This window comes from Pseudomonas sp. JC1203 (genome assembly GCF_056175065.1).
This window is the reverse complement of record NZ_JBWCAM010000003.1, coordinates 317,818-336,886: the sequence shown is the minus strand read 5'-3', so window position 1 is coordinate 336,886 and position 19,069 is coordinate 317,818. Positions and strand designations below refer to the sequence as shown.

16 protein-coding genes are annotated in these 19,069 nt (G+C 65.3%); 9 read left to right on the top strand and 7 right to left on the bottom strand.

Going from position 1 to position 19,069, the window contains the following annotated elements:
* Positions 1-378 precede the first annotated feature (378 nt).
* Both AC0SZ7_RS06885 and AC0SZ7_RS06880 read left to right on the top strand, forming a co-directional pair.
* Positions 379-2,802 carry a glucose/quinate/shikimate family membrane-bound PQQ-dependent dehydrogenase gene (locus AC0SZ7_RS06885; RefSeq protein WP_475503676.1) on the top strand — a complete coding sequence of 808 codons (2,424 nt, stop codon included), beginning with the start codon at positions 379-381 and terminating at the stop codon, positions 2,800-2,802.
* A 115-nt stretch (positions 2,803-2,917) separates the two neighbouring features.
* Entirely contained in the window at positions 2,918-3,796 is an 879-nt protein-coding gene (locus AC0SZ7_RS06880; RefSeq protein WP_475503675.1) for a pirin family protein, read from the top strand.
* A 155-nt stretch (positions 3,797-3,951) separates the two neighbouring features.
* Here AC0SZ7_RS06880 and AC0SZ7_RS06875 read toward each other — a convergent pair whose 3' ends face one another.
* On the bottom strand, positions 3,952-4,605 hold the full coding sequence (locus tag AC0SZ7_RS06875; RefSeq protein ID WP_475503674.1) for an O-methyltransferase: 654 nt from the start codon (positions 4,603-4,605) through the stop codon (positions 3,952-3,954).
* A 91-nt stretch (positions 4,606-4,696) separates the two neighbouring features.
* Between AC0SZ7_RS06875 and AC0SZ7_RS06870 the strand changes: the two genes are divergently transcribed.
* Together AC0SZ7_RS06870 and AC0SZ7_RS06865 are read left to right on the top strand one after the other, a co-directional pair.
* Positions 4,697-5,350, top strand: a complete 654-nt coding sequence (locus AC0SZ7_RS06870) for a TetR/AcrR family transcriptional regulator (RefSeq protein ID WP_475503673.1) — start codon at positions 4,697-4,699, stop codon at positions 5,348-5,350.
* Entirely contained in the window at positions 5,347-5,664 is a 318-nt protein-coding gene (locus tag AC0SZ7_RS06865) for a low molecular weight protein tyrosine phosphatase family protein (RefSeq protein ID WP_475503672.1), read from the top strand. Before AC0SZ7_RS06870 ends, AC0SZ7_RS06865 begins: the two co-directional genes overlap by 4 nt.
* A 142-nt stretch (positions 5,665-5,806) precedes the next feature.
* Here the strand turns inward: AC0SZ7_RS06865 and AC0SZ7_RS06860 are convergent, their stop codons facing one another.
* From AC0SZ7_RS06860 to AC0SZ7_RS06850, 3 genes are all read right to left on the bottom strand, one after another.
* On the bottom strand, positions 5,807-6,445 hold the full coding sequence (locus tag AC0SZ7_RS06860; protein ID WP_027980436.1) for a 3-oxoacid CoA-transferase subunit B: 639 nt from the start codon (positions 6,443-6,445) through the stop codon (positions 5,807-5,809).
* An 8-nt stretch (positions 6,446-6,453) separates the two neighbouring features.
* Positions 6,454-7,149 carry a 3-oxoacid CoA-transferase subunit A gene (locus AC0SZ7_RS06855; protein WP_416423872.1) on the bottom strand — a complete coding sequence of 232 codons (696 nt, stop codon included), beginning with the start codon at positions 7,147-7,149 and terminating at the stop codon, positions 6,454-6,456.
* A gap of 243 nt (positions 7,150-7,392) precedes the next feature.
* Positions 7,393-9,945 (bottom strand): sensor domain-containing protein, encoded by a 2,553-nt coding sequence (locus AC0SZ7_RS06850; RefSeq protein WP_475503671.1) that lies wholly within the window; start codon positions 9,943-9,945, stop codon positions 7,393-7,395.
* Positions 9,946-10,207: 262 nt separating this feature from the next.
* Between AC0SZ7_RS06850 and AC0SZ7_RS06845 the strand changes: the two genes are divergently transcribed.
* The gene (locus tag AC0SZ7_RS06845; protein WP_475503670.1) at positions 10,208-10,711 is read left to right on the top strand and encodes a GNAT family N-acetyltransferase; all 504 of its coding nucleotides are present in this window, start codon (positions 10,208-10,210) and stop codon (positions 10,709-10,711) included.
* Positions 10,712-10,876: 165 nt separating this feature from the next.
* Here AC0SZ7_RS06845 and AC0SZ7_RS06840 read toward each other — a convergent pair whose 3' ends face one another.
* From AC0SZ7_RS06840 to AC0SZ7_RS06830, 3 genes are all read right to left on the bottom strand, one after another.
* Complete coding sequence (locus AC0SZ7_RS06840; RefSeq protein WP_475503669.1) at positions 10,877-11,779, bottom strand: LysR family transcriptional regulator; 903 nt, start codon at positions 11,777-11,779, stop codon at positions 10,877-10,879.
* A 52-nt stretch (positions 11,780-11,831) separates the two neighbouring features.
* Positions 11,832-12,815, bottom strand: coding sequence for an aldo/keto reductase (locus tag AC0SZ7_RS06835; protein ID WP_475503668.1), 984 nt, complete (start codon positions 12,813-12,815; stop codon positions 11,832-11,834).
* A gap of 158 nt (positions 12,816-12,973) precedes the next feature.
* Positions 12,974-13,762, bottom strand: a complete 789-nt coding sequence (locus AC0SZ7_RS06830) for an NAD(P)H-dependent oxidoreductase (protein WP_475503667.1) — start codon at positions 13,760-13,762, stop codon at positions 12,974-12,976.
* 87 nt (positions 13,763-13,849) lie between these two features.
* On the opposite strand from AC0SZ7_RS06830, the gene AC0SZ7_RS06825 reads away from it, so the two are divergent.
* The 4 genes from AC0SZ7_RS06825 (at position 13,850) to AC0SZ7_RS06810 (ending at position 18,977) form a co-directional block, all read left to right on the top strand.
* On the top strand, positions 13,850-14,776 hold the full coding sequence (locus AC0SZ7_RS06825; RefSeq protein WP_475503666.1) for a LysR family transcriptional regulator: 927 nt from the start codon (positions 13,850-13,852) through the stop codon (positions 14,774-14,776).
* A 202-nt stretch (positions 14,777-14,978) separates the two neighbouring features.
* On the top strand, positions 14,979-16,676 hold the full coding sequence (locus AC0SZ7_RS06820) for an NAD-dependent malic enzyme (protein WP_475503665.1): 1,698 nt from the start codon (positions 14,979-14,981) through the stop codon (positions 16,674-16,676).
* 135 nt (positions 16,677-16,811) lie between these two features.
* Entirely contained in the window at positions 16,812-18,413 is a 1,602-nt protein-coding gene (locus AC0SZ7_RS06815; RefSeq protein ID WP_475503664.1) for a PqiB family protein, read from the top strand.
* A 96-nt stretch (positions 18,414-18,509) separates the two neighbouring features.
* Positions 18,510-18,977, top strand: a complete 468-nt coding sequence (locus tag AC0SZ7_RS06810) for an RcnB family protein (RefSeq protein ID WP_475503663.1) — start codon at positions 18,510-18,512, stop codon at positions 18,975-18,977.
* The last annotated feature ends 92 nt before the right edge of the window (positions 18,978-19,069 follow it).

Below are 19,069 nucleotides of genomic sequence, written 5' to 3'. Positions count from 1 at the left end.
GCGGGTCGCCGTCCGCGATCGTTTGTCGCCGTGTGGGAGCGGGCTTGCCAGCGAGCTGTTGGGGCCATAACCGCTCGCGGGCAAGCCAGCTCCCACACCCATTGTTACCATCCAAACAACAGTGTTTCTCCCCGTATCAAATGACAACTTGTCGCAGGGGCGTGATTTTTTGGTATGCTTACATTCAGTAACTAACTGATTAGTTAATTGCGTTTAAGTGGTCACCGACCCAAGCTGGCGAGTCGCATCGCCCAGGGCGGTGCGCAGACCTTGCAAGCCCCACGGTGAACATTGTCAAGGCTTTGGCTTTCAAAAGCCGAGGCCTCCACTACTCTTAAAACTTCCCCGCAACGTTCATGCGTCAGTAGGATCATGTACATGACTAACACTCGAACTTCGGCAAACGTCAGCCGCTGGCCCGCATGGGTCGCCGGTCTGGGCGTGCTGGTTTTTGCACTTCTCTACATCGGGCTGGGTGGTTACCTCGCGTCCGTTGGCGGTAGCTGGTACTTCGTACTGGCCGGCGTCGGCATGCTGGTTTCCTCCGTCCTGCTGTTCAAGCAGCGCCTGGCCGGTGCCTGGCTGTTCGCCGCTGTAATGGTGGCCAGTGTCATCTGGGCCATCGCCGATGCCGGCTTTGTGTTCTGGCCTCAGGTGTCGCGCCTGTTCGCCCTGGCCGTTCTCAGCCTGGTGGTAGCACTGGTCTACCCGACCCTGCGCAAGGCCAATGGCCTGGCCGGTGGCAAGGGTGGCTACGCGCTGGGCGGCCTGCTGGCTGTCGGCGTGGTTGCCGGTGCCTATGGCATGTTCATCCCGCATGACTCGGTGTCCCCGACCGGCGACGGCCCAGGCCTGACCAAGGTTGACCCGGCTCACGCCCAGAAAGACTGGAAACACTACGGTAACGATGAAGGTGGTGGCCGCTTCGCCGCACTGGACCAGATCAACCGCAGCAACGTTTCCAAGCTGGTACCCGTGTGGACCTACCACACCGGTGACGTGGCCGTCAGCGACGGTAACGGCGCCGAAGACCAGGACACCCCGCTGCAGGTTGGCGACAAGGTGTTCATCTGCACCCCGCACAACAACATCATCGCCCTGGACGCCGACACCGGCAAAGAGCTGTGGAAGCGTGACAACCACGCCCAGAGCAAGGTATGGCAGCGTTGCCGTGGCCTGGCGTACTTCGACGCCACCGCCGCTGTCGCCGCGCCTACCGATGGCAGCACTCCGGCCGCCGCCGTTTCGGTAGCCCCGGGTGCCATGTGCCAGCGTCGCCTGCTGACCAACACCATCGACGCCCGCCTGATCGCGGTTGACGCCGACACCGGTGAATACTGCAAGGACTTCGGCAACAACGGTCAAGTCGACCTGAAAGCCGGCCTGGGCGACGTGCCTGACTCCTACTACCAACTGTCGTCGGCACCGCTGATGGCCGGTACCACCGTGGTGGTTGGCGGCCGTGTAGCCGACAACGTCCAGACCGACATGCCTGGCGGCGTGATCCGTGGCTTCGACGTCGTCACCGGCCAGATGCGCTGGGCGTTCGACCCGGGCAACCCGGAAGACAAGCAAGCGCCGGAAGCCGGCAAGACCTACGTGCGCAGCACCCCGAACAGCTGGGCGCCGATGTCCTACGACCCGGCCATGAACACTGTGTTCCTGCCGATGGGCAGCTCGTCCACCGACATCTACGGTGTAGAGCGCAGCAAGCTGGACCACAAGTACGGTGCCTCGGTACTGGCCTTGAACGCCACCACCGGCGAAGAGAAGTGGGTCTACCAGACCGTCCACAACGACCTGTGGGACTTCGACCTGCCGATGCAGCCTAGCCTGATCGACTTTGCCAAGCCTGACGGCAGCAAGGTTCCTGCCGTGGTGATTGGTACCAAGGCTGGCCAGATCTACGTGCTGGACCGCCACACCGGCAAGCCGCTGACCGAAGTGAAAGAAGTTCCGGTCAAGGCTTCCAACATCCCGAACGAGCCGTACTCGCTGACCCAGCCGAAATCGGTTGGCATGCCGCAGATCGGCGCGCAGACCCTGACCGAATCGGACATGTGGGGTGCCACGCCGTTCGACCAGATGCTGTGCCGTATCGCCTTCAAGAAAATGCGTTACGACGGCCTGTACACCGCACCGGGCAGCGATGTGTCGCTGAGCTTCCCAGGTTCGCTGGGTGGCATGAACTGGGGCAGCATCTCCACTGACCCGGTACACGGTTTCATCTTCCTGAACGACATGCGTCTGGGCCTGTGGAGCCAGATGGTGCCACAACAGAAAGACGCCAAGACCTCCTCGGGCGGTGAAGCACTGAACACCGGCATGGGCGCTGTACCGCTGAAAGGCACCCCATACGCCGTGAACAAGAACCGCTTCCTGTCGGTAGCCGGCATTCCTTGCCAGGCTCCGCCGTTCGGTACCCTGACCGCCGTGGACATGAAGACCCAGAAGATTGCATGGCAAGTGCCGGTCGGCACCGTGCAGGACACTGGCCCAATGGGCATCCGCATGCACCTGCAACTGCCAATCGGCATGCCAACCCTGGGCGGCACCCTGTCCACCCAAGGTGGCCTGGTGTTCATCGCCGGTACCCAGGACTTCTACCTGCGTGCGTTCAACACCGCCAACGGTGAAGAAGCCTGGAAAGCCCGCCTGCCAGTCGGCAGCCAGGGCGGCCCGATGACCTACGTTTCGCCGAAAACCGGCAAGCAGTATGTGGTCATCACCGCCGGTGGTGCTCGCCAGTCGACCGACCGTGGCGACTACGTGATCGCTTACGCGCTGCCTGACAGCAAGTAAGCCCCTCGCGTGAAAGCCCGCTGTCGCCCCCAGGGCGGCAGCGGGTTTTTTTATGCGTGGCCACTTGTGGACGCTGGCGGTACCATTTCATCATTCAGATTATCGAGGCGCACCCATGACCAGCCGCACTGTCGCTGCGAGCCACCCGGCCTACCGGGATGACATCGCCGACCTCATCACCCGCCGGCCATTGCCCGGCCCTGGCCTTGAGCAGGTCGACCCGTTCCTGTTCCTCAACCACCACGGCCCGCAGGTGTACGCGCCGAACAACAACGGCCTGCCGTTCGGCCCGCACCCGCATCGCGGCTTCGAGACCGTGACCTTTATCCTCACCGGCAACCTGGCGCACTACGACACCGGCGGCCACGAAAGCGTGATAGAGGCCGGTGGCGTGCAGTGGATGACGGCCGGCAGCGGCCTGATTCACGCCGAAGTGTCGCCGCCCAGCTTCAAGCAGAGCGGCGGCCCGCTGGAGATCCTGCAGCTGTGGGTGAACCTGCCGTCGACGCTGAAAATGACCGCGCCGCGCTACACCGGCGTGCAGGCCGATGGCATCCCGGCGCTGCCGGTGGCTGACGGCAAGGGTGTGCTCAACCTGATTGCCGGCGAGTTCCACGGCACCCGGGGGCCCATCCCGTCGCTGACCGGCGTGTTCATGAGCACCCTGCGCCTGCAGGCTGGCGCCCAGGTGCAATTGCCGGCACCGGCCGCGCGCAGCGTGTTCCTGTACGTGGTCAGCGGCCAGCTGAGCATCGGCGGCACGCCGGTAAAACCGTGGCACCTGATCAGCCTGAACGCCGACGGCGACACCCTGGCCATCGACGCCAGCAGCGACGCCGTGCTGGTGTTCGGCCACGCCGACCCGATCGATGAACCGGTGGTGGCCCATGGGCCGTTCGTGATGAACACCCGCGGCGAAATCGAACAGGCGATCCGCGATTACCAGGCGGGCAAGTTCAATGGCGATGGCAAGCTGCTGGAGGTGGGGCAGTAACCCTGACGCGGCCTGCCGCCGCTGCTACGTAATGTGGGAGCTGGCTTGCCAGCGAGCTGTTGAGGCCCTGAAAACTCGCTGGCAAGCCAGCTCCCACAAAGACAGTTGCTGCTACATGAAATCCGTAGCAGCTGCCGCAGGCGGCGTCGCCGTTATTACGGGGCGCGCATCGACAGCTCCACGTCCTCGGCGAACGGCAGCGAGAGGTAGCCGCTGGCCGTGGAACGCACCTTTTCCAGGTATTCGGGGCTGTGGTCGGCGTTGTCGGCGACGATCAGCGCCCCGGGTTTCAGGCGGCTTTCCAGCAGCGCCAGGATCTCCGGGTACAGCGCCTTGGCACCATCCAGCAGCACCAAGTCGATCTGCGCGGGTAGGTCGCGGCTCAAGGTCTGCACGGCATCGCCTTCGCGGATTTCCACCAGGTCCAGCAGCCCGCCGGCCGCCAGGTTCTGCCGGGCAACGGCGACCTTGGACGCTTCGAACTCGCTGGTGATCAGCTGGCCGCCGCCGTTGTCCCGCAGGGCCGCGGCCAGGTGCAGGGTGGAGAGCCCGAACGAGGTGCCGAACTCGACAATGGTCTGCGCCTGGCTGCTGCGCGCCAGCAGGTACAGCAGCTTGCCGGTGGCGCGCGACACGGGCAGGGCGAAATCCTTGAGGCGGCTGTACAGCTCGCGGTAACCAGTCTTGCTTTGCATCAGTTGCGCCAGCTGCTCGGCCGGCAGTTGCGACATGTCCGGGTGGTAGGCTTCGGCCTCGTCGAACAGGCGCTCCAGCAGGGCGGCGAGGGGCGCGGAAGTCAGGGTATTCATCGCATTCTCCAGGGTGGGTGTGCAGCGGTGTGGGTGTGGGTCTAGAATGCGATCAATCCATCACATTTTCTATTCGCATTCCCGAGCCCCCATGAGCGAACGCCCCGCACCCCCGATTTTACAGCGCAAACAGCCGCGCCAGGCACGTTCCACCGAGCTGGTGGCGGTCATTCTCCAGGCCGCCACTCAGGTTTTGGCCCAGGAAGGCGCGCAGCGCTTTACTACTGCGCGGGTGGCGGAGAAGGCTGGCGTGAGTATCGGCTCGCTGTACCAGTACTTCCCCAACAAGGCCGCGATCCTGTTCCGCCTGCAAAGCGAGGAATGGCGCCAGACCAGCGACCTGCTCACCGCCATACTCGCCGACGCCGGCACGCCACCCTTGCAGCGCCTGCGGCAGCTGGTGCACGCGTTCATCCAGTCCGAATGCGAAGAAGCCGCCATGCGCGTGGCCCTGGACGACGCTGCGCCGCTGTACCGCAACGCGCCCGAAGCCCAGGCGGCGAGGGCGGCGGGTGAGGGGGCGTTCCAGCGCTTCCTGCTGGAGGTGCTGCCGCAGGCTGACAACGCCGCGCGTGGGCTGGCCGGGGAGTTGATACTCGCGACCTTGAGCGGGGTGGGGAAACGGTTTTCCGAAACTCCGCGCACGCCGGCGCAGATCGAGGCGTATGCAAAGGCGATGGGGGATATGTTTTGTGCGTATTTGGCGGGGTTGGGGGCGCAGAACCGGGCTATGGTGTCCTTATGAATCTCTTGTTCATCTGCGGCAAAAACCGCCTGCGCAGCCCTACCGCCGAGCAGCTTTACGCCAATTATCCGGGCGTGCAAACCGCCTCGGCGGGGGTTGGCCACGACGCCGATGTACCGGTGGACGGGGAGCTGATTGCCTGGGCTGACCTGATCCTGGTCATGGAGCCGGTACACCGTCGCAAGTTGTCGGCGCGCTTTCGCTCCGTGCTGGCTGACAAGCGCGTGGTGTGCCTGGACATCCCTGATGACTATGAGTACATGGAGCCAGCGTTGGTGGAGTTGCTGCAAAGTCGCATGCAACGCTACCTGTAGCAGCTGCCGAAGGCTGCGTCGCGGCCCCTGGGATTCATCAGGTTATGCGCCGCGTCTGTGACGCGGCCTGGCGGCCGCTGCCACAGATAGTCACAAGACGCCGTAGCCGCTGCCTCACGGCAGCGGCTACGAGGGTTACCGCTTACTTGATCAGCGGCACGCCGCTCAGCTTCTCCAGCTCTTCGAAGCTGATGTCCGCGACGATCTCGCGCACTTTCAGGCCGTCGCTGGTCACGTCCAGAATGGCCAGGTCGGTGTAGATGCGGCTCACGCAACCGATGCCGGTCAGCGGGTAGGTGCACTCGGGCACCAGCTTGCTTTCGCCGGTCTTGGTCAGGTGGTCCATCATCACGAACACTTCGCGTGCGCCGGTGGCCAGGTCCATGGCGCCGCCCACGGCCGGGATCGAACCCTCGGCGCCGGTGTGCCAGTTGGCCAGGTCGCCCTTGACCGACACCTGGAAGGCGCCCAGCACGGCGATGTCGATGTGGCCGCCGCGCATCATCGAGAACGAGTCGGCGTGGTGGAAGAAGGCGCCGCCGGTGAGCAGGGTCACGTGCTGCTTGCCGGCGTTGATCAGGTCGTCGTCCTCTTCGCCTTCGGCCGGGCTTGGGCCCATGCCCAGCACGCCGTTTTCGCTGTGCAGGAACACTTCCTTGTCGCCCAGGTAGTTGGCCACCAGGGTCGGCACGCCGATGCCCAGGTTGACGTAGGCGCCTTCTTTGATGTCTTCGGCCACGCGTTGGGCCATTTCGTTACGCGACAGTTTTTTCATGGTCATGGCGGGCCTCAAACGGCTTTGGCGGTCGAAGAAACAGGGTAGGTCGGCACGGCGACCACGCGCTGGACGAAGATGCCCGGCGTGATGATGTGCTCAGGGTCCAGTTCACCCAGTTCGACGATTTCATTGACCTGCGCGATGGCGGTCTTGGCAGCCATGGCCATGATCGGGCCGAAGTTGCGTGCGGCCTTGCGGTACACCAGGTTGCCCCAGCGGTCGCCCTTGTAGGCCTTGATCAGCGCGATGTCGGCGTGCAGCGGCATTTCCAGCACGTAGTTGCGGCCGTCGATGACGCGGGTTTCCTTGCCCTCGGCCAGCAGGGTGCCGTAGCCGGTTGGCGAGAAGAACGCACCGATGCCCGAGCCTGCGGCGCGGATGCGCTCGGCCAGGTTGCCCTGGGGTACCACTTCCAGCTCGACCTTGCCGGCGCGGTACAGCTCGTCGAACACATAAGAGTCGGACTGGCGCGGGAACGAACAGATCACCTTGCGCACGCAGCCGGCTTTCAGCAGCGCGGCCAGGCCAACCTCGCCGTTGCCGGCGTTGTTGCTGATGATGGTCAGGTCGCGGGCACCGGTGGCGATCACGCCATCGACCAGCTCCGAAGGCATGCCGGCGGTGCCGAAGCCACCCACCATGATGACCGAACCGTCGGCAATCCCTTCCACCGCGGCAGCGACGGACTCAAACGTTTTATTGATCAAAGCGAGCTCCTGGTTTTTCCTGGAGTGTGAATGAATCAAGGCACGGGCCAAGGGCTGAGGCCACGTCTTCTTGTTATCAATTTAGCCGAAGCGCTGTCGGCAGCGACGTCAGGCGCCCAATGGGCAGCGCTTGTCGTCATGGCTATAGCGTGCCGTAAAACGGGGCTGGGGGGAGAGTGCCTGAAGCGGAATTGGTGCGATTATCGGACTGTTGTGCGATATAAGGCCGTTTTTTGTTGCCTTTCAACTCATCGAGGCCGCCTTGCGCCGTGCCCATTGCTTGAGCCACTGCACAAGTGCCCCTGGCGCCAGCGGCGGCGAAAACAGGTAGCCCTGGCCCACCGGGTAGCCTTGCTCCTGCAGGCGGGCGCGTTGCGAGTGGGTTTCGATGCCCTCGGCCACCAACGTCAGGTGCAGGCTTTGGCCCACCCCCAATATAGCCTGGCTGAGGGCGCGGGCGGCTTCGCTGTGGTCCAGGTCGGCAACGAAACTGCGGTCCAGCTTCAGTTCGTGGAACGGCAGCCGGCGCAGGTAGCTGAGGCTTGAGTAGCCGGTGCCGAAGTCGTCCATGGACAGCCGAATGCCGCGTGCCTGAATGCGCTGGATGGTGTCCAGGGTGCTGGGGTTGCTGTCCAGCAGAATACTCTCGGTGAGTTCGATGATCAGGTCCTGGGGCGCCAGCCGGTGACGGTGCAGCAGGGTGTCTGCCAGCGTCGCCAGGTCCAGGCGATGGAAGCTCACCGACGACAGGTTGACCGCTACCGACGGCACGTCCACGCCCATGGCACGCCAGGCCGCCAGTTGCCGACAGGCTTCGTCGAGGGCCCAGCGGCCCAGCTCGTCGATCAGCCCGCTTTCCTCGGCCAGTGGAATGAAGCGCCCCGGCGGTATGTCGCCCAGCTGCGGGTGGCTCCAGCGCGCCAGGGCCTCGACGCCGTAGAGCCCGCCGCTGGCCAGCTCCACCTGGGGTTGGTAATGCAGGTGCAACTGCCGGTGGGTGATGGCCTGGCGCAGCGCCGACTCCAGCGCCAAATGCTCGCGGGCGACGCTGTTCATTTCCTGGCTGAAGAAACGGAAGGCGCCGCGGCCGCTGTTCTTCGCCTGGTGCATGGCAATGTCGGCGCGGTGCAGCAGGCTCTCCATGTTGGCGCCGTCCAGCGGGTACAGGGCAATGCCCACGCTGGCGGTGATGCTCAGGCTGGTCTGGGCGATGGTCATGGGCTGGCTGAGCAGCGCCTGGATACGCTCCACCGTGAGGGCGGCGTGCTCGGCGTCACCGGCGGTGAGCAGCACCACGAACTCGTCGGCCGACAGCCGTGCGGCAATATCCGCCTCGGCGAGCTCGTGGCGCAGGCGCGCGGCCACCTGGCGCAGTAGCTCGTCGCCGGCCGGGTGGCCGAGGGAGTCGTTGACCTGGGTGAAGCGGTCAAGGTTGATGAACAGCACCGCCACCGGGTGCGCCTTGCCGGCACCGCTGGCGATGATCGCGTCGGCGCGGGTCTGCAGGAAGGTGCGGTTGGGCAGGCCGGTCAAGCCGTCGTAGAACGCCAGCTGGCGGATGCGGTGGCGCGACGCATCGCGCTCCAGCGCCAGGGCGCAGAGGTTGGCGCAGGCGTCCACCAAACGTTGGTGGAAGGCCTCGGCATGGGCATTGCGCGGCGCATGGAAATAGAAGGCGAAGGTGCCGATGGGCTGGCCTGCGCTATTGCGAATCGGCGTCGACCAACTGCCGATGATGCCCAGTGGCAGGGCCAGGTAGAGAAAGTCGGCCCACAGCGGATCCTCGGCGATGTTGTCGATGCGCACCGCTTCGTTGCGCCAGGCGGCGGTGCCGCACGAGCCGACCTTGGGGCCGATGCTCAGGCCGTTCAGCTGGCGGCAGTATTCGGGGTCCAGGCTGGGCGCGGCCAGCGAGTGCAGTTGGCCCTGGTCGTCCACCGCCAGGATCGAGGCAGTGACTTCCGGGGCGATACGCTCCACTTCCAGGCAAATCAGCTCCAGCACTTCGGTCAGCGGCTGCTCGCGGGCGACGGCCTCCAGCACCTGGTGCTGCAAGGCACGATGGATTTTGCTTTCGGTGATGTCGGTGAACAGCGTGACGGTGTGCTGCAGGTGGCCGTTGTCGTCCACTATCGGGCTGCTGGTCATGCGCGCCCAGTAACGCTGGCCGTGCTTGCCGGTGACAATGGCCTCGCGGTGGCCGCCGTCCTCGGCGCTGCAGTCTTCGCGGGGCGCCAGCAGTTGCGCGGGGTCGCAGCCCCAGACTTCGTGGTCGCTCCAGCCGAACATTTGCCGGAAGCCGGTGTTGGTGTAGGTGATCAGGCCCTGGCGGTCAGTGATCACCGCGGCAGTGTCGCTGACCTCGGCGGCAATCGACAGCAACTTCAGCCGCTCCTGCTGGGCGCGCTCCTGCTCCAGGCGCGCGGTGATGTCCGTGGCGATCTTGAGCACCTGCACCACCTGTCCGTTTTCATCCAGCACCGGCAGGTACGTGGCCTCCAGCCAGCAACTGCTGCCGTCGCGGCGCAGGCGCTCGGCGACACCGGAGCGCGAACCGCCGTCGCGCAGGCTCTGCCAGAACGTCGCGTATTCGGCGCTGCTGACCAGCGCCGGCGGGCAGAAGGCGCTGTGGTGGCGGCCGCGAAGGTCGACGCCGCCATAGCCCAGCAGGGCCAGGTAATTGGCGTTGGCATCGAGCAGGGTGCCCTCGGGGCTGAACCAGGCCATGGCCATCACCCGGTGCAGGGCAGCCAGTTGGACGGCGTTGGCGGTGACGCTGGAAGTGTCAGGTGTCATGGGCACGGCCTGCTGGCGGCAAACGGAAGGCTGCAGGCTTCCGTGCCGCTCGTGAATGCTCAGTATAGCGCCGGGTTTTTGCGCTGCCGCTCATGCCCGTCGGCATTTGCCCATGGCAATGCGCGGCGCTTTTGTAAACAATAGCGCCCTGCAAAACCGCGCGGCCCGTTCGGGCCCGCGCCATGGTCATTTTTACCGGGAACTCCATGCCTTCGATTTTCGCCTGCCACGCGCCATGCTCTCCTGCCCGGGAGCTTCAGCCATGAACGATTTCACCGTTGAGCTGCTGCCCACCCAGGTGGAGCAGGCGCAGCTGATCCGCAACCTGTACCAGTTCTATGCCTACGAGTCTTCGGACTGGGAGCAGGAGGACGTCGACGACGACGGCCGCTATTACATCCATGACGAACACCTGATGCGCTACTGGCACGAGCAGGACTGGAGCGCCAACCTGCTGCTGGTCAACGGCTGCGTGGCCGGTTTCCTGCTGGTGGAGCGCAGCGAACTGCCGGGCATCGATGCGCTGGAGCTGGCCGACCTGTTCATCCTCAAGCGCTACCGCCGCAAGGGCATCGGCAAGGCGTTGGTTACCCAGGTGCTGATGGGCGGCCACGAGAACTGGCTGGTGCGCTACTACCGCCAGGATGACGCGGCCATGGCGTTCTGGGACTCGGTGCTCGAAGAACTGCCGCGCCCGGCGCGCGCCATCGAGCTGGATGACGAGCCGGATTTGGCGAACTTCCTGGTCACCCGGGTTATGCACTGACGCGGCCTTTGGCCGCTGCTACAGGAACTCCATACACCGCCAGGGTGCCGCAAGGCCTCGACCAATAACGCGAATGCTGGTCACCCGGGTTATGCACTGACGCGGCCTTTGGCCGCTGCTACAGGAAGCTCATCCGCCGCCCCGTAGCAGCTGCCGCAGGCTGCGTCACAAGGACGGGACAGGGTGCCGCAAGGCCTCGACCAACAACGCAAACGCCGGCGAAGCCTGGCGCCGGCTGGTGTAGTACAGGTGAAAGCCGGCAAACGCCGGGCTCCAGTCCTCCAGCACGCGCACCAGCTCACCGCGCTGGAAATAAGGCTCGCACAGGTCTTCCGGCACGTAGCTCAGCCCCAGCCCATCCACTGCCGCCGCCAGCAGCTGGTAGACGCCGTTGTGGATGACCTGCCCGGTCACTTTCACGTTGAGGCTTTCACCGCCCTTGGCGAATTCCCAGGCATACAGGCCGCCGTGGGTGGCCAGGCGCAGGTTGTTGCACGGGTGGGCGGTGAGGTCGCGGGGCGTCAACGGTTTGGGGTAGCGGGCGAAATGCCCGGGGGTACCGACCACGGCCATGCGCATGTCGGCGCTGATCCGCGTGGCGATCATGCCTTCGGCCACTTGCTCGCCCAGGCGCACGCCGGCGTCGAAGCCCTGGGCGGCAATGTCCACCAGGCCGTTGTCGCAGCACACCTCGACCTTGATGTCCGGGTACTGCTGCATGAAGGTCCTGAGCCTGGGCCGCAGCACCGCGTCCAAGGAGTAATCGGAAGCGTTGATGCGCAGGTTGCCGGCGGGGCGGTCGCGCAGGTCGCTGAGCGCGGCCAGTTGAATTTCGATTTCCTCGAAGTGCGGGCCCACCGTCTGCAAAAGCCGTTGCCCGGCCTCGGTCGGCGACACGCTGCGCGTAGTGCGGATCAGCAGGCGCAGGCCCAGCCGGGCTTCCAGGCCGCGAATAGTGTGGCTGAGCGCCGATTGCGACACGCCGATCTTCGCCGCGGCTTTGGTGAAGCTTCGCTCGCGGGCCACCGCGAGAAAGGCGAGCAGGTCATTGGCGTTCTCGCGCAGCATTGAGGCAATTCCTTCAGGGGCGGCCCCTGATTCTAGCAGGGGCCGCAGCGCATCAGCCGCCTACGCGCTTCTGCAAATGGGCCGGGTAGCGGTCACCCGCCACGGTGATACCGTCCAGCGCCACCTGGATGGCCGCCAGGTCATCGGCGCCCAGCACTACGCTGGCGGCGCCGGTGTTTTCTTCCAGGCGGTGCAGCTTGGTGGTACCCGGAATCGGCACTATCCACGGCGCCTGGGCCAGCAGCCAGGCCAGGGCGATCTGCGCACGGGTGGCCTGCTTGCGTTCGGCGATCTGCCCCAGCACTTCCACCAGCGCGGCGTTGGCCTTGCGGTTGTGCTCGCTGAAGCGTGGCACCTGGTTGCGAAAGTCGCTGGCGTCGAACGTCGTGGTCTCGGTGATGGCGCCGGTGAGGAAACCCTTGCCCAGCGGGCTGAACGGCACCAGGCCGATGCCCAGTTCCGCCAGCGTCGGCAAAATCTCGCGCTCGGGCTCGCGCCACCACATCGAGTATTCGCTTTGCAGCGCCGCCACCGGTTGCACGGCGTGGGCGCGACGGATCGAACCGACCCCGGCTTCCGACAGCCCGAAGTGCTTGACCTTGCCTTCGGCGATCAAGTCCTTCACCGCGCCCGCCACGTCTTCCATGGGCACGTTGGGGTCGACCCGGTGCTGGTAGAACAGGTCGATACGGTCGGTCTTCAGGCGCTTCAGCGACGCTTCCGCCACCGCGCGAATGCGCTCGGGGCGGCTGTTGAGCGGCTGTTTGGAGTCGCCGTTTTCAAAGCCGAACTTGGTGGCGATGACGACCTGGTCGCGGAACGGCGCGACGGCTTCGCCTACCAGTTCCTCGTTGGTGAACGGGCCGTAGCATTCGGCGGTGTCGAAAAAGCTCACGCCGCGTTCAAAGGCGGCGCGCAGCAATTGCACGCCGGTGGCGCGGTCGACGGCGGGGCCGTAGCCGAAGCTCAGGCCCATGCAGCCCATGCCCAGGGCCGAGACCTGCAGGCCGGTGCTGCCTAGTTGGCGGGTTTGCATGGTAGGTGCCTCCTTGTGGATGAGCAGTGCATGCTACAAGGCGTGGCGTGGGTGATTAAGCCGATGGATCAGAATGGACTTATGAGTGAGGCTCATGAATTCCCTGTAGCAGCGGCCGCCAGGCCGCGTCAGGGCCGGACGCGGCCTGGCGGCCACTGCTACGGGCGGTGGGAGACGACGTGGGCGTGGAAGCCGGTCTGGCCGGGCGCCACTTCCTCGCGCAACGTCAATTGTGGAATCTGGTAATCCCCACCATTCTGCGCCCGGTACGCTATCGGTGCAGCGCTGAACAGCGTGTCCAGCCGCTGCCCCAGGGCATGTTCCAGCGTGGCATAGCGGTCTTCATCCACGCGACTGGTGCGGTGCACCAGGAACGGCGGCAGCACGTCGAAGCCGGGGTAGTGCAGCATGCCGTGCTGGATGGGGAACAGCAGGTCCGCCATCGGCCCATTGATACCGCGCTCGCTGTAATGCGACTCCCAGCCACCGCTGGTCACCACCAGCATGGCGCGCTTGCCCTGCATGGAGCCCTCGCCGTAGCGGTTGCCCCAGCGGGTGTCCGAGTGTTCGCCCACGCCGTAGGCGAAACCGTACGCGTACACCCGTTCAAACCAGCCCTTCATGATCGCCGGCATGGAGAACCACCACAGCGGGAACTGGAAAATAACCGCGTCAGCCCACAACAGCTTCGCCTGTTCGGCGGCGATGTCGGCACTTTGCAGGCCGTTGGCGAAGGCGTGCCGGGACTCTTTCGAGGCGTCGAAGCGGGCCGGGTCCAGGCGCTGCCGGGTGTCGTCGGCGTCCAGCGCGGCCTTCCACTGCATGGCGTACAGGTCCGAAACCTGCACCTGGTGGCCGGCCTGCTGCAGATGGGCGACGCTGAAGTCTTTCAGCGAACCGTTGAGGGATTTGGCTTCCGGGTGGGCGTAGACGATCAGGATGTTCATGGTCGGGTCCGTGCGTGTGGGGGTGGGGCTATCCTCGCGCCGGCTGCGGTATAGTGGAAATGAATAACCCATATTGCAGGTATTGGCATGGTTAATCTGCGGCAGCTGGACCTGAACCTGCTGGTGACCCTGGATGTGCTGCTCAGCGAGCACAACGTGACCCGCGCGGCGCAGCGCCTGAACTATTCGCAGCCGTCCATCAGCGTGCACCTGGCCAAGCTGCGCGAGGTGTTCGATGACCCACTGCTGCTGCCCGGCCCCCGCGGCATGCGCCCCACCGCGCGGGCGCAGGCCCTGCGCGAACCACTGCGCCAGGCGCTGGCGGCACTGGAACATGCAGTGGCACCAGTGGCGCCGTTTGACCCAGCCCAGGCGCGCGACACCTGGCGCGTGGCCGCCTCGGACAACAGCGTGGCGACCATCCTGCTGCCGGCCTTGGGCAGCCTGCGCGCCGCCGCGCCGCACACGCGGTTGGCGGTGTTGCAGATGGTGCCGGCGCACGTTGCGCGGCAGGCCGAGCAGGGCGACGTGGACCTTGCGTTCCATACCCGTGATGACTCGCCGGAAAGCCTGCGCAGCCGCGTGCTGTTTGAAGAGCGCTACGTGCTGGTAGGGCGCCACGACCACCCACGGCTCAAGCGCAAGCCCACCCTGGCGCAGTTCTGCGCGCTTGAGCAGGTGATCGTTTCCCCCGACGGCGGCGGTTTCAGCGGCGCCACCGACAATGCCCTGGCGGCGCTGGGCCTGAGCCGCAAAGTGGTGCTGTCGGTGCCGCATTTCCTCGTGGTGCCGCATGTGCTGGCCAGCAGCGACCTGGTGGCGTTGCTGCCCGAACGTCTGGTGCGGCGCCACCCCGAGCTGCGCGTAGTGGCGCCGCCACTGGCAGTGGCGGGCTTCCAGATGACCATGCTCTGGCCCGAGCGCTGCCACCGCGACCCGGCGCACCGCTGGTTGCGCGAACATATCGCTGCAACATGCGCACTTGTGGGAGCTGGCTTGCCAGCGAGTTTTTAGGCCTCAACAGCTCGCTGGCAAGCCAGCTCCCACGCGCCTGTCGAGAATTTCATGGTGCGGCAACTTGACGCAGGCCTGTCAAAATTGCGCTAATCGGTGCTTTGACGTGTATACAAAAAGCCTTCTCCAGCAGTGTCACGGGCGTGCAGCCTGCCGGCGCTACCCTGGGCGGAGTGCTTTTGCCTGATGACGGAAACCACCCATGAAAAATGTGCCGAACCAGTCTCGCCCCCTGTACATCGCCTACGCCGGCCCTTCGCTTCTGGAAATGCCGCTGCTGAACAAGGGCAGCGCCTTCACCCCGCAGGAACGCATCGACTTCAACCTGATCGGCCTGCTGCCGCAGAACGTCGAGACCATCGAAGAGCAGGTGGACCGCGTCTACCGCCAGTACGAGCAGTGCGCCAGCGACCTGGACAAGCATATCTACCTGCGTTCCATCCAGGATAACAACGAGACCCTGTTCTTCCGCCTGCTGGAAGCGCATCTGGACAAGATGCTGCCGATTATCTACACCCCCACCGTCGGCCAGGCCTGCCAGGAGTTCTCCAAGATCTACCGCACCCACCGCGGCCTGTTCATCTCCTACCCCGACCGTGACCGTATCGACGACATCCTGCGCAGCGCTACCAAGGACTCGGTGAAGATCATCGTGGTCACCGACAGCGAGCGCATTCTGGGCCTGGGCGACCAGGGCATCGGCGGCATGGGCATTCCCATCGGCAAGCTGTCGCTGTACACCGCCTGCGGCGGTATCAGCCCGGCCTACACCCTGCCTATCGTGCTGGACGTGGGCACCAACAACCAGGAGCTGCTGGACGACCCCATGTACATGGGCTGGCGCCACCCGCGCGTCACCGGCCAGGACTACGCCGAGTTCGTCGACCTGTTCATCCAGGCGGTGAAGCGCCGCTGGCCGGACGTGCTGCTGCAGTTCGAGGACTTCGCGCAAACCAACGCCATGCCGCTGCTGGAGAAATACCGCGACGAGCTGTGCTGCTTCAACGATGACATCCAGGGCACTGCCTCGGTGGCCGTGGGCACGCTGCTGGCCGCCTGCAAGGTCAAGGGCCAGAAGCTGGGCGAGCAGGTGGTAGCATTCGTCGGTGCCGGCTCTGCGGGCTGCGGCATTGCCGAGCACATCGTCGCGGCCATGCAGATCGAAGGGCTGTCGGAAAGCGAAGCGCGCCAGCGCATCTTCATGGTCGACCGTTTCGGCCTGCTGACCGACGACATGACCGGCCTGCACGACTTCCAGATGCGCCTGGCGCACAAGGCCAACGCCCTGCAAGGCTGGCAGCGCGACGACAACGGCCTGCCGTTGCTGGAGGTGGTGAAACAGGCCAAGCCGACGATCCTCATCGGTGTGTCGGGCCAGCGCGGGTTGTTCACCGAGGCCGTGGTGCGCGAAGTCTACGCCCACTGCAAGCAGCCGCTGATCATGCCGCTGTCCAACCCCACCTCGCGCGTCGAGGCCACCCCTGCCGAAGTGCTGGAGTGGACCGAAGGCAACGCCTTGGTGGCCACCGGCAGCCCGTTTGCACCCGTGGAAATCAACGGCCGCACCTTGCCGATTGCCCAGTGCAACAACGCCTATATCTTCCCCGGCATCGGCCTGGGCGTGGTAGCCGCCAAGGCCACGCGCATCACCGACGCCATGCTGATGGCTGCCTCCAACGCCCTGGCCGAGTGTTCGCCGGTGGTCACGGGCAGCGGCGACGCCGTGCTGCCGCCGCTGAAAGACATCCAGGCCGTCAGCAAGAAAATCGCCGTGGCTGTCGCCAAGCAGGCCCAGGCCGATGGCGTAGCCCTGGAAACGCCCGAAGAGCTGCTGCTGGCGGCCATCGAGCGCAACTTCTGGTTCCCGCGCTATCGCTTTTACCGCCGTGCGGCGGTATAAGTTCCAGCCATCAAGCTGAATGAAAACGGGCCTGGTCAGGCCCGTTTTTTTTCGTCTTTTTTTCGTCCGATGGACAGGCCGAAACTCCAGCCATCGCCTATTACTCAGTGACACCCGTCGTACAGGACACGCTGCGTGAGCGAGCGCCCGCATTCCCGATTCTCGCTGTTCTGGCTGCTGCCCCTGGCCGCGGCCATTGCCGCCGTGCTGGTGCTGTCCGGGCATTTCATCGGCCAGGGGCCACGCATCACCGTGACGTTCCGCACCGCCGAGGGGCTGGAGGTCAACCACACCCAGGTGATGTACAAGCACGTGCCCATCGGCAAGGTGGTTGCCATCGATATCGACAAGAACCGCGACCGGGTCGATGTCGGCATCGAGTTGCTCGCTTCGGCCAAGGCCTTCGCCGACAAGGGCACGCGGTTCTGGGTGGTGCGCCCGCGCATCGGTTTCAACGAGATTTCCGGGCTGAAGACCCTGCTCAGCGGCAGCTTCATCGGTGCCGACGCCGGCAGCCAGGGCGAGCAGGCCGAGCGCTTTCGCGGCCTGGAACACCCGCCTGCCACCCTGTTTGGCGAGACCGGCACGCGCTTTGTGCTGCACGCCGACGACCTCGGTTCGCTGAACGTCGGCTCGCCGGTGTATTACCGCCGCGTGCAGGTGGGCCGGGTGATAGGGCGGGGCCTGAGCGGGGAGGGCAGCGGCGTCGACGTCACGGTGTTCATCAGCGCGCCCAACGACCGCTTCGTCACCCAGAACAGCCGGTTCTGGAACGCCAGCGGCGTTGATATCAACGTGGGCGTGGGCGGCCGCGAGGTGAACATCGAGTCCATGGCCGCGGTGCTCAACGGCGCGGTGGCGTTCCAGAATCCACCGTACCCCGACAGCCCGCCGGTGGCCGCCGCCAACAGCCGTTTCACCCTATTCGATGAGCGTGGCGATGCCCTGGCCCGGCCACTGGGCTATGCCCGCTACCTGGTGATGCATTTCGACGACTCGGTGCGCGGCCTGGCGGTGGGCGCGCCGGTGGAATTCTTCGGCGTGAGCATTGGCCGGGTCACCTCGGTGCGCCTGGACTATGACGAGGCGCGGCAGCAGCCGGTGACCCACGTGGGCGCCGTCATCTACCCCAACCGCCTGGGTGCGGTGCATGAAAAACTGCACAAGGACCTGGGCCGTGACGACGAGAACACCACCGCCATGCTGGTGGGCCGCTTCATCGAGCACGGCATGCGCGGCCAGGCGCGCACCGGCAACCTGCTGACCGGGCAGAAGTACATCCTGCTGGGCTTCGTGCCGGGCGTGGCGCCGGTGAAATTCGACTACGCCGCGCGGCCGCTGGAGGTGCCCACGGTGTCGGGCAGCCTGTCGGTGATGGAAGACCAGCTCAAGCAGATCATGGCCATGGCCGGGCGCCTGCCTACCCGGCAGCTGTCGGAAAACCTGACGCGCAGCCTGCAGCAGTTGCCGTTGGTGGTGCAGCAGGTGAACCAGCAGGTGGTGCCGCAGTTGCGCGATACGCTGCTGGAGGCGAACCAAACCTTCAAGGGCGTGGTCGATAGTGTCGCCGACGGCACCCGCCAACGTGCGCAGTTCGACGACACGGCATTGCAGATCAAGCAGGCCTCGCGCTCGGTGCAGGCGTTGCTGGACTTGTGGAACCGCTACCCCGAACTGTTCCTGCGCGGGCACTCTGCCGAAGACCCGGCGGCGGCCACCGCGCTGCCACGAAACTGACCGAAAATTTACCCTTTGCAGACGTTTCCTGCGCTTTTTTAACCGATACTCAAAGGCGTGAGATCGAGCGCTGCTCGACAACCCATGGAGATGCACATGAAAAAGATCATTGCGGCAGGTTGTGCCTGCCTGATGCTGCTGACGCCGCTGGCGAGCTTCGCCCAGCCAGGCCCGGACAACGGCGGCCCTGATCGTGGCCACGGCGGTGGCCAGCAGCAGGGTCGCCCGCAGCAGGGTGGCGGTGGCGGCCCGCAGCACGGCGGCGGCCAGCAGCAGCGTCCGCCACAGCATGGTGGCCAGCAGCAACAGCATCGCCCAGGCGGCCCGGGTGGTGGCGGCCAGGCCTACCGCCCGCAACCGGGCATGCCCCGGCCGCACAGCGAATGGCACCGCGGCGGCTTCGCGCCCCAGCAATACCGCGGCGACCGCTACTGGGTCACTGACTGGCACTCCCGTCACCTGCGCCAGCCACCGCGTGACCACCGCTGGCTGTACGTGAACGGCGACTACGTGCTGGTAGCCATCGCCACCGGCGCCATCGTGCAGATCCTCAGCGGCTACTGAGCCCGATACGCAAACCCCGCGTAGCAGCTGCCGCAGGCTGCGTCCGGTACCGCTGCGGTGCACCTGGACAACCGTAGTGCCTGAGGACGCGG

Bases quoted from the DNA above. Each gene is read 5' to 3' on its own strand.
- AC0SZ7_RS06885 (WP_475503676.1), top strand. From the start codon at position 379: ATGACTAACACTCGAACTTCGGCAAACGTCAGCCGCTGGCCCGCATGG.
- AC0SZ7_RS06880 (WP_475503675.1), top strand. From the start codon at position 2,918: ATGACCAGCCGCACTGTCGCTGCGAGCCACCCGGCCTACCGGGATGAC.
- AC0SZ7_RS06875 (WP_475503674.1), bottom strand. From the start codon at position 4,605: ATGAATACCCTGACTTCCGCGCCCCTCGCCGCCCTGCTGGAGCGCCTG.
- AC0SZ7_RS06870 (WP_475503673.1), top strand. From the start codon at position 4,697: ATGAGCGAACGCCCCGCACCCCCGATTTTACAGCGCAAACAGCCGCGC.
- AC0SZ7_RS06865 (WP_475503672.1), top strand. From the start codon at position 5,347: ATGAATCTCTTGTTCATCTGCGGCAAAAACCGCCTGCGCAGCCCTACC.
- AC0SZ7_RS06860 (WP_027980436.1), bottom strand. From the start codon at position 6,445: ATGACCATGAAAAAACTGTCGCGTAACGAAATGGCCCAACGCGTGGCC.
- AC0SZ7_RS06850 (WP_475503671.1), bottom strand. From the start codon at position 9,945: ATGACACCTGACACTTCCAGCGTCACCGCCAACGCCGTCCAACTGGCT.
- AC0SZ7_RS06845 (WP_475503670.1), top strand. From the start codon at position 10,208: ATGAACGATTTCACCGTTGAGCTGCTGCCCACCCAGGTGGAGCAGGCG.
- AC0SZ7_RS06840 (WP_475503669.1), bottom strand. From the start codon at position 11,779: ATGCTGCGCGAGAACGCCAATGACCTGCTCGCCTTTCTCGCGGTGGCC.
- AC0SZ7_RS06835 (WP_475503668.1), bottom strand. From the start codon at position 12,815: ATGCAAACCCGCCAACTAGGCAGCACCGGCCTGCAGGTCTCGGCCCTG.
- AC0SZ7_RS06830 (WP_475503667.1), bottom strand. From the start codon at position 13,762: ATGAACATCCTGATCGTCTACGCCCACCCGGAAGCCAAATCCCTCAAC.
- AC0SZ7_RS06825 (WP_475503666.1), top strand. From the start codon at position 13,850: ATGGTTAATCTGCGGCAGCTGGACCTGAACCTGCTGGTGACCCTGGAT.
- AC0SZ7_RS06820 (WP_475503665.1), top strand. From the start codon at position 14,979: ATGAAAAATGTGCCGAACCAGTCTCGCCCCCTGTACATCGCCTACGCC.
- AC0SZ7_RS06810 (WP_475503663.1), top strand. From the start codon at position 18,510: ATGAAAAAGATCATTGCGGCAGGTTGTGCCTGCCTGATGCTGCTGACG.